This window comes from Polymorphospora sp. NPDC051019 (assembly GCF_040683055.1).
GTDB classification, from domain to species: Bacteria; Actinomycetota; Actinomycetes; order Mycobacteriales; family Micromonosporaceae; genus Polymorphospora; species Polymorphospora lycopeni.
This window is the reverse complement of sequence record NZ_JBFBCH010000012.1, coordinates 35,922-48,958: the sequence shown is the minus strand read 5'-3', so window position 1 is coordinate 48,958 and position 13,037 is coordinate 35,922. Positions and strand designations below refer to the sequence as shown.

At 74.6% G+C, this 13,037-nt stretch carries 3 protein-coding genes (1 of these 3 only partly in view); all 3 read left to right on the top strand.

Annotated features, from left to right (window positions below; genetic code table 11):
- Tightly spaced (each overlapping or abutting the next), the 3 genes in view from AB0M79_RS21390 to AB0M79_RS21380 form a layout consistent with a single transcriptional unit that may run on beyond the window.
- On the top strand, positions 1-3,148 hold the 3' portion of the coding sequence (locus AB0M79_RS21390; RefSeq protein ID WP_364216320.1) for an amino acid adenylation domain-containing protein. It extends 947 nt beyond the left edge of the window; only the last 3,148 of its 4,095 coding nucleotides appear in the window; its start codon lies off the left edge, out of view; the stop codon is at positions 3,146-3,148.
- Positions 3,148-12,285, top strand: coding sequence for an amino acid adenylation domain-containing protein (locus AB0M79_RS21385; RefSeq protein ID WP_364216317.1), 9,138 nt, complete (start codon positions 3,148-3,150; stop codon positions 12,283-12,285). The genes AB0M79_RS21390 and AB0M79_RS21385 overlap by 1 nt, the downstream gene beginning before the upstream one ends.
- Positions 12,282-13,037: an alpha/beta fold hydrolase gene (locus AB0M79_RS21380; RefSeq protein ID WP_364216314.1), complete on the top strand. Its 756-nt coding sequence runs from the start codon at positions 12,282-12,284 to the stop codon at positions 13,035-13,037. Before AB0M79_RS21385 ends, AB0M79_RS21380 begins: the two co-directional genes overlap by 4 nt.

Here is a 13,037-nt window from a genome sequence, read left to right as displayed (position 1 = left end):
GTTCATGACGCTGATGGCCACCCTGTCGGTGCTGCTGTGGCGTTACAGCGGCCAGGACGACGTCTGCGTCGGAACCCCGTTCGCCAACCGCAACCACCGTGCGGTCGAGGGCCTGATCGGCCACTTCATCAACACCGTGGTGATCCGTAACCGGCTGGAACCGGGGCAGCCGTTCGCGGCGTTGCTGGCCGACGTACGCCGGCACCTGCTCGACGCGTACGCCCATCCGGACCTGCCGTTCGAGCAGCTGGTGGACGCGCTGAAACCGGAGCGGCACACCAGCTACTCGCCGCTGTTCCAGGTGATGCTGGTGTTGCAGAACATCCCGCGCGGGCAGGTGGACCTGCCGGATCTGGCGCTGCGGCCGCTGGCGAGCAGCACCGGCGCGGCGAAGTTCGACCTGTCGGTCGAGGCGGCCGAACAGGCCGACGGGCTGCATCTCACCTTCGAATACAACACCGACCTGTTCGACGCGGCGACGGTCGCCCGGATGGCCGACCATTTCGTACGCCTGCTCGGGCAGGTGGCCGCCGACCCGTCGGTGCCGGTGGGTGCGCTGCGCCTGCTCGGGCCGGCCGAGCGCCGGCGGCAGGTGGTCGACTGGAACCGCACCGGGCGGCCCGTGACCGTGTCCAGCCTGGTCGAGCGGTTCGGGGAGCGGGCGCGGCGGCACCCGGACCGGCTCGCCGCGGCCGGTGCCGGCGGGCGGCTCGACTACGGCACGCTGGACCGGCGGTCGAACCGGCTGGCGCAGGCGCTGATCGCCCGGGGCGTACGTGCCGACCAGGTCGTCGGCCTGCACGCGGGGCGCGGCGTCGAACTGGTCGTCGCGATCCTGGGCATCCTGAAGGCCGGCGCCGCCTATCTGCCGCTGGACCCGACCCTGCCGCCGGCCCGGCTGGCCGGCATGATCCACGACGCGGCACCGGTTCTGGTGCTCGCCGACGGTGCCGGGGCCGGTTCCGGGACCGGGATCGGGATCGCGGCCGAGGGCATCACGGTCGAGGACATCGTCTCGGTCGAGGCGGAGGGGCGGTCGGACGCGCCGCCCGGCGTCGCCCCGCATGCCGCCGACCTGGCGTACGTGATCTACACGTCCGGTTCCACCGGTCGGCCGAAGGGGGTCGCGGTCGCCCACGGCAGCATCGCCAATCTCCTCGACCACTGGGTGTCGCGGCTGGGCGCCGTACCCGGCGAGGCGGCGGCACTGTGGTCGAGCATCGGCTTCGACGTCTCGGTGCAGGAGATCTTCCTGCCGCTGACCACCGGTGGCGCCCTGCACCTCGTACCGGAGGAGGTGCGGGCCGATCCGGCCGCGCTGATGGGCTGGCTGCGCGAGCACCGGGTGGTGCAGGCATACCTGCCGCCGGCCTTCGTCCGGTGGCTCGACGAGGACCCCGCCCGGCTGGCCGGGCTGGCGCTGCGGCAGCTCCTGGTCGGCGTGGAGCCGCTGCCGGAGCAGGGCCTGCACCGGATCCAGGAGGTCCTGCCCGGCCTGCGGGTGCTCAACGGGTACGGGCCGACCGAGACCGCCGTCTACAGCACCGCCTACCTCGACCCACGGCCGCTGGCACGGCAGTGCCCGATCGGCCGGCCGCTGGCCAACACCCGCGTCTACCTGCTGGACGAGCGGCTGGAACCGGTGCCGGTCGGGGTGACCGGCGAGATCTACATCGGCGGTGCCGGACTCGCCCGCGGCTATCTGGGCCGGCCGGCGCTGACCGCCGACCGGTTCGTGGCCGACCCGTTCGTGCCCGGCGAACGCGTCTACCGCACCGGTGACCTGGCCCGTTTCCTGCCCGACGGTGACATCGAATACCTCGGCCGGCGGGACAACCAGGTCAAGCTGCGGGGATTCCGGATCGAGCTGGGCGAGATCGAGGCGGCGCTGCTCGACCGGCACGACGTGCACGAGGCGGTGGTGCTGGTCGACCGGGACGCGGCCGGCGAGCCACGGCTGGTGGCCGGGGTCGGCCGCGGCGAGGCGACGCCGCTGCTGCACAGCGAGTGGCGGGCGGCGCTGTCGCGACGGCTGCCCGGCTACATGATCCCGGCGCAGTTCGTGGAGCTGCCGCACCTGCCGCAGACCGCCAACGGAAAATTCGACCAGGCCGAACTGCTGCGGCTCGCGCGGGTGAACATGCCGTGGCAGGTCAACCTGGCCAGCCCGCGCGACCAGATCGAGCTGACGCTCTACCAGATCTGGAAGCGGCTGCTGCTCCAGCCGGACATCGGCATCAGCGACTCGTTCTTCGACATCGGCGGTACCTCGATCTCGGCGATCAAGCTGGCACACGCCGTCGGCGAGGAGTTCGGCGTGCCGCTGCCGGTGCACGAGATCATGCTGCACCCGACGATCGAGGCACTGGGCGGCCGGCTGCGGCGGGGCACGTCGGGTAGGCCGCCGAGCAACCTGATCGAGTTCCGGGCCGGCGACGGCGGCGCCCGGGTGATCTGCGTGCACCCGGCCGGCGGCACCGCGTTCTGCTACCTGTCGCTGGCCAAGGCCCTGCCCGAGTCGGTCGGCGTGTACGGCATCCAGTCGCCGGGGGTGAACCCGGGCGAGGAGTTCCTGCCGACGGTCGAGGCGATGGCCGAGGCATATCTGCGCCAGGTCGAGCCGTTGCTGTCCGGGCCGGTCGTCCTCACCGGACTGTCGTACGGCGGGCTGGTGGCGTACGAGATGGGCCGGCGGCTGGCGCTGGCCGGGCATCCCGGGCTGAGCGTGGTCCTGCTGGACACCCTCGGCACGGACGACCCGGCCCATCGGGCCGCGATCGAGCCGGTGGACATGGCCGAGTTCCGGGACAAACTGATCAAGTTCAACGGGATGTATCCGGGGATCGACGACCGGCAGATCGACCAGTACCACCGGATCTACAACCACAACCGCACCACCATGCGTGACTATCCGACGCTGCCGTCGCCGGCCCGGCTGGTGCTTCTGCAGGCGACCGCCGGACGCGGCGAGGACTTCCTGGCCGAGGTACGCGGCTTCTGGCGGCGGCGCGGCGCCGACTTCCGGCTGGAGCAGGTGCACTGCGACCACTGGGACATCCTGGAGAGCGCGGAGGTGCTCCGGGTGGCCGGCCTGCTGCGCGACGAACTGGACCGGATTCCGCCCCGGCAAGCCGTACGGGAGGCGTGATGGAGCCCGGCCTCGCCCGCGCGGTGCTCGCCCAGGCGCGCCGTACGCCGGACGCGGTCGCGGTGTCCGACGGCGACCGGCGGCTACGGTACGCCGACCTGGACGCCGGGAGTGCCGCCGTCGCCCGGTCGCTGCGGGCCGCCGGGGTACGCCCCGGGCAGGCGGTCGCGGTCCGGCTCCCCCGTTCCTGGCAGCTCGTCTGCGCGATGCTCGGCATCCTGCGGCTGGGCGCGACGGTGGTGCCGCTGGACCGGCAGAGTCCGCCCGATCGGCAGCGCCACATGCTGCTCGACGCGGCGGTCACCGCCCTGGTCCACGGTTCCGACGGAGCCGGCGACCTGCCCGACGGCGTACGGCCGCTGCCGGTCGACGGGCTGTTGCGCGCCGGTGGGGAGCCGCCGCCGGACGTGGCGCCCGCACCGGTCGCGTTCCTCTTCTACACCTCGGGCACCACCGGTCGGCCGAAGGGCGTCGAGGTACACGACGCCGGCATCCTGCGGCTGGCCCGGCCGGGCTACATCGAGCTGCCGCCGGCGGCCCGGTACGCCTGCATGTCGAACCCGGCGTTCGACGCGTTGAGTTTCGAGGTCTGGGTGCCGCTGCTGACCGGCGGCCGCTGCGTGGTCCTCGGCGACGAGACGGTGGCGACGCCGCACCTGCTGGCCGCCGCGCTGCGGGCCGAGCGGGTGGACACGGCGTTCATCACGGTGGCGCTGTTCAACGCGGTGGTCGATCGGGTGCCGGACTGCTTCGCCGGGGTCGGTCAGGTGCTGGTCGGCGGCGAGCAGCTCAACGCGCGGCTGATCCGCCGCTGGTACGACGCCAACGCGGCCAGCGGCACCCGGCTGTTCAACGTGTACGGCCCGACGGAGGCGACGACGTTCGCCCTGTGCCATCCGATCCCGCGCGACTTCGCCGGGGAGGTGGTGCCGATCGGTGGGGTGCTGCCGGGCACCGACGCGCTGCTGGTGGTCGACGGTGGCCGGGTCGCCGGGCCGGGCGAGGTCGCCGAACTGTATCTCGGTGGCGAGGCGCTGGCGGCCGGCTACCGCAACCTGCCGGCGGAGACGGCCGGCAGGTTCGTCCGGCTGCCGTGGCTGGACGAGTCGGTGGAACGGTACTACCGCACCGGCGACCTGGTGCGGCAGGACACCGCCGGCCGGATCGAATACGTCGGCCGGGTCGACCGGCAGGTCAAGGTCCGTGGTTTCCGGGTCGAGCCGGGCGAGGTCGAACGGCAGATCGTCACCCATCCGGCGGTCCGCCAGGCGTACGTGTGCACCCGGCGCGGGCCGCTCGGGGTGAACGAGCTGCTGGCCTATCTGGTGGCCGGTCCCGATCTGTCCTTCGTGGATCTGGATCGGCATCTGGCGGCGGCGCTGCCGGCGTACATGCGGCCGCACCGGATCCATCTGGTCGACGCCCTGCCGCTGAACGCGAACGGCAAGGTGGACCAGGACGCGCTGCTGGGCCGCGACGATCCGCCGTGGCGGGGCGACGACGACGGTACGCCCGCGACGGCGTGGCAGGCCGAGGTGCTGGCGCTGGCCGGCGAGGTGCTGGGCGTACCGGACCTGCGGCCGGGCGACCGGTGGATCTCCAGCGGCGGCGATTCGCTGAAGGCGCTGCGGCTGCGCTTCGAGGTCCAGCGGCGCTGGGGTGGGGAACTGCCGCAGGCGACGGTCCTGGGCGGCGACTTCGCGGAGCTGGCCGCCGCGATCGACGCGGCCCGGGGCGTGGCCGGTTCGCCGTATCCGGTGCCGGCCGCCCCCGCCCGTGCGCGGTCGGCGCCGGCCACCTCCGAGCAGCAGCGGCTGTGGCTGCTGCAGCAGCGGTCGCCGGGGTCCGGGGCCTATCACGTCGGGTTGGCGTTCGAGCTGCGCGGCCGGGTCGACGTCGCGGCGCTGCGGCAGGCGCTGCGGCGGGCGGTGGTCCGCCATCCGGCGCTGCGGACCGGGTTCCGGGCCGCGCCCGAGGGACTGCTCCAGGAGGTCGGCGCCCCCTACGACCCGTGGGCCGACCCCGGGCCGGAGCCGGACGACGGCTGGCAGGATCGGGCGCGGGCGCTGTTCGCCGTACCGTTCGACCTGGCGCGGCCGCGGATGCTGCGGGCGTACTGGCTGCCCGGCGACGACGGCGGGACGCTGTTGCTGCACCTGCACCACATCGCCGTCGACGGCTGGTCGCTCGACGTGCTGTTCGGCTCCCTGTCGGCCGACTACGCCGCGGCGCTGGCCGACCCATCGCCGGGGGCCGGACCGTCGGCCGAAGCTGCGACGGACGCCGACACCGGCACGAGCGTCGACACCGGGACGGACGTGCCGACGCCGCTCGACTACGCCGTCTGGCAGGCCGACTGGTTCGCCCGGCCGGCCTATCTGGCGCGGCGGGCCGCGCTGCGGGACCACTACGCCGGGATCGACGAGGTCGCCGCGCCGCTGCGACCGTTCCGGAACGGGGCCGGCGACCACCTGCTCCAGACCTCGGTCGACACCGTACGCCGCAGTGCGCTCGACCGGGTCGGCGCGGAGCTGGGGCTGACCCGCTTCCATCTGCTGCTCGCCTGCTTCGCGTGGGCCGTGTACGGCGTCACCGGCCGGACCCATCCACGCGTCGCCAGCCCGGTCGCGAACCGGCCGGTGCGCGACTTCGCGCCCAGCGTCGGGATGTTCGCCAACACCGTGCTGCTGCCGCTGGCGTTGGCGCCCCGCGAGGAACTGCGCACCCAACTGCTGCGGCAGGCCGCCGCCCTGCGCCCGGTGCTCGACGCCCAGGACGTGGCGCTCGCGCACGCCGTCGAAGACCACGACTTCGGCGCCGACACGCCGCTGTTCGACTTTCTCTTCGTCCTCGACAACACCGACTTCTCCACGCTGGCGCTGCCCGGCTGCGGGGCCCGGCCGGTGTGGCTGGCCCCGGCCGGCACCAAGTGCCCGCTCACCCTGTCGGTGGTCGAGCACGATGCCGGGTTCGACTGCCTGTGGGAGTACGCCGGCGACCACTTCGACGGGGCCGACGTGACAGCGCTCGTCGACCTCTTCCGGCAGGGCCTCGACGCGCTGGCCGGCGGCGGCACGTCCACCCTGGCCGACCTGGTACGGGCGCACCGGGGCGGGCTGCCGGAACCCGGCCGGGGCGAGTCCGCCGAGCTGGCGTACGTGACGGTGGCCGAGGGCTTCGCCCGGCGGGTACGCGCCGACGCGGCGGCCACGGCGCTCGTCGCCGGTGACCGCCGGCTCAGCTATGCCGAACTCGACGGGTATGCCGGCGGTCTCGCCGCCGAACTCGCGCAGCGGTATCCGGCGCCCGCCGGGGACGCGGCCGTCGCGCTGTTCTTCGAGCCGTCGGTCGAGCACGTGGTGGCGCTGCTGGCGCTGGCCCGGCTCAACCTCACCATCGTGCCGCTCGACCGGGCGTATCCGCCGGCGTTGCTGCGCCAGATCCTCGCCCAGGTCGACCCGCTGTGCGTGCTGCTGTCGCCCGGTGACGAGGCCACCCTCGACGCCATCGACGCGGGCGCCCACGCCCGCCAGCCGGTCGTACTGGCCCGCACCGCCACCCCACCCGCGCCGTCGTACGCCGGCCGGCCGCTCTACACGCTGTTCACCTCGGGCTCCACCGGCACGCCGAAGGGGGTGCGGGTCGGCGACGCCATGCTGTGCAACCTGCTGCGGTGGCAGGTCGAGGCCGGTGGCCTGGCCGGACGGGCGGCCACCCTCCAGTTCTCGATGCTCTCCTTCGACGTCTCCTTCCAGGAGATCTTCGGCACGCTCTGCGACGGCGGCACCCTGCACCTGCCCCGACGCGGCTGGCGGCAGGACATGCCGGCGCTGCTGGAGCACCTGGACAGCGCCGGCATCGAGCGGATCTTCATGCCGTACGTCGCGTTGCAACTCCTGGCCGAGCACGGGGTACGTCTCGGCCGGTTCCCGGCGCGGCTGCGGGAGGTGGTCACCGCCGGCGAGCAACTGGTGTGCACCGACAGCATCCGGCGCTGGTTCGCCGGGCTGCCCGGCGCCCGCCTGTTCAACCACTACGGGCCGACCGAGACACACGTGGTCAGCAGCCTGTGCCTCGACGGTGACCCGGCCGGCTGGCCGGTCCGGCCGGCGATCGGGCGCCCGATCGCCAACATGTGGCTGCGGGTCGTCGACGGGGCCGACGAGGTCGTACCGCCGGACTGCCCCGGGCAGCTGCTGATCGGTGGGCCGCTGGTGGCGCCGTGCTACCTGGGCGACCCGGCGCTCGACGAGGCCCGGTTCGTCGAGCTGCCCGGCCTCGGCCACTTCTTCCGCAGTGGCGACCAGGCCCGGTTCGACCGCGACGGCCTGCTGCACTATCTCGGCCGGGACGACCAGCAGGTCAAGGTGAGCGGCCACCGGCTGGAGCTGGGGCAGGTCGAGGCGGCGCTGCTGCGGCATCCGGCGGTCGTCAACGCGGTCGTCGTACGCGACGGCGAGCACCTGGTCGGCTGCCTGGAATGCCGGACCGCCCCGCCTGGCGCGGAGGAACTGGCCGACCACCTGGCCGGGCTGCTGCCCGCGTACGTGCGCGTCGACCGCTTCCGGTACCTGCCCGAGTTGCCGCGTACGGCCAGCGGCAAGCTGGACCGCCGCCGGGCGCTGGCCGCGCCGGGCGAGGAGTTGCGGGCGCGGCCGGTCTCGGCGCCGGTCCTGTCGGCGCTGGAGGCGCGGCTGGCCGGGCTGTTCGAGGAGGTGATCGGGGTGTCCATCGGTCCCGATCAGCGCTTCTTCGACGGCGGCGCGGGCAGCCTCGGCCTGATGCGGTTCCACCTCCGGTGTGTCGCCGAGGGGTTGCCGCTGACCATTCCCGACCTCTTCGAGCACGTCACCATCCGTCGGCTGGCCCGGTTCCTGGAGGGAGGGCCCGCGCCGGCACCCGCCGCCGCCGTGAACGGGCCGGCGGCGGACGAGCCGGTCGCGGTCGTCGGGATGGCCGTACGGCTGCCCGGCGCGGCCGACCTGGCCGCCTTCTGGGCGATGGTGGCGGCCGGCGAGCGTGGGATCGAGCACTTCGACGCCGCCGACGGCCTCGTCGGGGCCCGCAGCCAGCTCGCCGGGCCGCTCGCCTTCGACCCCGGGCACTTCGGCATCAGCCGGTCCGACGCGCGGCTGATGGACCCGCAGCAGCGGCACCTGCTGATGAGCTGTGTCGAGGCGCTGGCGCACGCCGGCATCGCCGACCCGGCCGGGCAGCGGGTCGGCCTGCTCGCGAGCTGCGGCGAGAACACGTACTTCCAGGCCATGCTGCGCGAGGGCGACCCGGCCCGGCTGCCGGACGAGTTCCAGTTGGCGCTGCACCACGACAAGGACTTCCTCGCGACGAAGGTCGCCTACCACCTGGGCCTGACCGGGCCGGCCTTCACCGTGCAGGCGGCCTGCTCGAGTTCGCTGGTGGCCATACACGTCGCCGCCGGCCTGCTGCGCCAGGGCGACAGCGACGTGATGCTGGTCGGCGGGGTGCTGGTCGACCCGCTGCTGACCGGCGGCTACCGCTACCGGCCGCAGCACATCTTCTCGCCGGACGGGCACTGCCGGCCGTTCAGCGACGACGCCGCCGGCACAGTCGGCGCCAGCGGGGTCGGCGTGGTGGTCCTCAAGCCGCTGCGGCTGGCCCGGCGCGACGGCGACACCGTCTACGCGGTGGTCACCGGATCGGCGGTCAACAACGACGGCGCCGACAAGCTCGGCTACACCGCCCCGTCGATCCCCGGGCAGCGTGAGGTGATCCGCGCCGCGCTGCGCCGCAGCGGTCGGTCCAGCGCCGACCTGGGCTACGTCGAGGCGCACGGCACCGGCACCGAGTTGGGTGACCCGGTCGAGGTGGCCGCGCTGCGCCAGGCGTACGACCTCGCCGAGTCGGGCCGGTGCGCGCTCACCTCGGTGAAGAGCCAGATCGGCCACCTCGGTGCGGCGGCCGGCGTCGTCGGCCTGGTCCGCGCCGTCCTGTCCATCCATCATGGACTGATTCCGCCGAACCTCGACTTCCGGCGCCTCAATCCACGGCTCGGCCCCGACCCGGCGCCGTTCTACGTACCCGCGACGGCGCGCCCCTGGCCGGACGGGCGGCCGAGGGTGGCGGCGGTGAGCAGCTTCGGCATCGGCGGCACCAACGCCCACCTGGTCGTCGAGGCCGCCGAACCGGCGGTCCCCCGGCCGCCGGCCGACGTACCGGTGGTGGTGCTCGCCGCCAGCAGCGCGGTCGCCCTGCGCGCCGACGCCGGCCGGATCGCCGACTACCTCGCGGCCCGGCCCGACACCTTCCGGCAGGTGCTGCGCCACCTGCAGGCCGGCCGCCCCGCCGGTCGCTGGCGGATGGCGGCCGGGTGCGCCGACGCGGACGCCGCCGTGGCCTGGCTCCGGACCGCCGCCGCCGAGGTGACGCCCGTGGAGGCGGCACCGGTGGAGGCAGCACCTGTGGATGCGGTGCCCATCGAAGCGGCGCCCGTCGGGGTCACCGGGGCGGCCGCGGAGCTGGTCGCCGCGTGGCTGGCCGGCCGGGCGATCCGCTGGCCGGCCGGGCCGGCACCGGCCCCCTGGGACTTCCCGCCGCCGTCGTTCGAGCTGGCCGACTTCGACTTCGCCCGGGCCACACCGCCGGCCGGACCGCCGCCGGCCGGACCGGATCCGGCGTCGTCGGTGACCGGACCGCTGCCCGCGCCGGTGGCCGGGCCGGCAGCGGAGGAGTGGCCGGCGCGGCTGCCCGAGGCGGAATGGCTGCACCAGCCGCACTGGGTCCGGTGGCGGCACGCCGGCCCTGTCGACGTACGCCGGCCGGTGACGCTGGTCGTCCTGGCGGCCGAGCCGGTTCCGCCGGCCGCGGTACGCGCGTTCGGGGCGGCCTACGACCGCGTGGTGACCGTCGTCGCCGCCGACCGCTTCAGCCGGGCGGCACCGGACAGCTACCGGGTCGACCCGGCCGACCCCGACTCGCTGCGCCGGCTGCTCGACGCGCTGGCCGGCGCCGACATCGACTGGCTGCACGCGCTGCCGCTGGCCGTCACCGGACCGGTCGGCCCGGACTCGTTGGACCGCGCCTACTGGGCCTGCGTCGACACGCCGGCCGCGCTGCTGGCGGCGGTCGCCGGCCGGCCGGACCGCCACCGGGTGCGGGCCTGGTGGCTGTCGTACGACGCCCAACCGGTGACCGGCGACGTACGCCGGCCCGAGTTGGGCCTGCTTGCCGGGATCTGCGAGGTGGCTCCCCAGGAATCCGCCGTCGACGGCCACTGGCTCGACCTGCCGAGCCGCGACCCGGCGGACTGGGCGCCGACCCTGTCCGCGCTGGCGGGTCTCCCGGTGGAACCGGCGCCGCCCCGGCGGCTCGCGCTGCGCGACGGCTACTGGTGGGAGCAGGCCCTGTTGCCGGTACACCCGCCCGCCGGCCCGGCGCCGCTGCCGGCCGGGCCGGCCGTGTACGTGGTCCTCGGTGGCACCGGCGGCATCGGGGGGAGCATCGCCGCGTGGCTGCTGGAGCAGGGCGACTGCCGGGTGATCCTGCTGGCCCGCCGGGGTCACCTCCCGGCCGGGCTGGCCCCGTGGGCCGACCGGGTCGACGTCGTGGCGGCGGACCTCGCCGAGACGCCTGCCGACGAGCTGGTGGCCCGGCTCGACGCGTACACGCGGCGCGTCGACGGGGTCGTCCACGCCGCCGGGGTCGCCGCCGGCGGGCTGGTCGCCCGGCGGGACCCGGCCGCGATGCGGCTGGCGACGGCCGGCAAGATCCGCGGCGCGCTGCTCGTGGAACGGATCGTCGCGCACCACCGGCCGGCGTTCGCGGTCTACTGCTCCTCGATGTCGGCGCAGTTCGGCGGGGTCGGCCAACTCGACTACGCCGCCGCCAACGGACTGCTGGACGGGTTCGCCCGGCACCGCGCGACCGGGAGCGGGGCCACGGCGCGGGTCGTCGTCGACTGGGACGTCTGGCACGAGGTGGGCATCGCCCGGGACGCCCTGCCGACCGACGCCCGGCACCGGGCGCACCTGGCGGTCGGCCTGTCCGTCGCCGAGGGCCGGCGGCTGTTCGCGGACGCGCTGCGGCTGCGGCTGCCGCACCTGCTGGTCTGCACCACGGCGCTGGACGAGGCGCGGGGGTTCTACGCCCCGCCGGCCGTGGCGCCGGTCGCGGTTCCGGTCGTGGCATCCCGGTCGGCCACCGACGAGCTGACCAAGTGGCTGTGCCACTGGCTGGATGTCGACCGGCTCGACCCGGCCGCGTCGCTGTACGACCTCGGCGCCGACTCACTGCTGTTGCTGGATCTGGTCGACGAGGTGAAGGAGCGATTCGGCATCGGCCTCGCCCTGTCCCAGCTGAGCCACCGGGTGAGCCTGAACGAGGTGCTGGATCTCCTCGGCGAGACGTCCCCGGCCGACGGTTCGGCCGTACCGCTGGAGGTCTGGCAGGCGGGCCACGGCCGGACGCTGCTCTGCCTGGTCCACCCGGTCGGCGGCGACATCCAGGCATACCGGTCGCTGGTGTCCGAACTCGATCCCGGGCTCACCGTCTGCCTCGTCGCCGATCCCGCGCTGGAGCACGCCGACCAGCCGGCCTGGTCGCTGACCGAGCGGGCCGCGCACTACCACTCCGCGCTGGAGGCGCGCTTCCCGCGCGACGAGTGGCGCTGGCGGCTCGCCGGCTGGTCCTTCGGTGCCTGGGTGGCGCTGGCGATGGCGGCGCGGGCCGAGGCCGAGGGGCAGCCGGCCGACGAGGTCTACCTGCTCGACCCGCCGCCACCGGACGCCGGCCCGACCTTCCGGGCGTACGACGACGAACGTCTCGAGGCGCTCTTCGCCCACGAGTTGGGGGCGGTGTCGGGTGCCGGCCCGGCCGCGACGGCGTACGTCGACGGGTTGGCCCGCTGCTGCCGGGCCAACCTGGCGAGCATGGCGGACCACACCCCGCCGAGGTTGGCGGCCACGCCGGCCCGGCTGTGGCTGGCGGGCCGCCCGACGGCCGGGCTGCCGGTCCTCGGCGCGCCGGACGAGCAGGCCCGGCGGTGGCGGGCCCATCTGCCCACGCTGGCATCGTGGCATCGCGTCGACACCACCCATTACGGCATCGTCGAGCCGGAGACGGCCCGTACGGTGGCCGGCATCATCAACGAGGCGACGCGATGACTGTTGATCAATGGTTCTGCCGGGCATCCGATGTGGAGGCTCCGGCGCGGTTGTTCTGCTTCCCGTTCGCGGGCGGCAACGCCGCAGCTTTCCTGCCCTGGCAGCGGTTACTCGGCCCGGACGTCGAGCTGTGGGTCGCGCAACTGCCCGGCCGGGGCGCCAGGCTGCTGGAGGAGCCGCTGGACGACCTGGACGAACTGGTCGCCCGGCTGGCCGACGCGGTCGCCGAGCGGGCCGACCGGCCGTTCGCCCTCTTCGGGCACAGCCTCGGCGCGCTCGTGGCCTTCGAGGTGGCCCGGGCCCTGCGCCGGAACCGCCGGCCCGTCCCGGGAAGCCTGTGGGTCGCGGGTGCCGAGGGGCCGCAGACCCGGTCGATCGAGCAGCCGTTGCACGACCTGCCCGACGCGGAGCTGATCGAGGCACTGCGCGACTACGGCGGCACGCCACCCGAACTGCTCGACGATCCGGAGATGATGGAACTGCTGCTGCCGGGGCTGCGCGCCGACCTGGCGCTGGACGAGCGCTACACATACCGGGCCGAGGCACCGCTCGACCTGCCCGTACACCTGTTGCTCGGGGACCGGGACCCGCACGTGGAGCCGGCCCGGACGGCGGGCTGGGCGCGGGAGACCAGCGGCCCCCTGCACCGGCAGGTCTTCCCCGGCGAACACTTCTTCCTCTTCCCGCACCAGGTCACCATCACCGCGCTGCTGGCGAAGGTGCTGGCCGCCGATCCCCTGGCGGCGCGATGA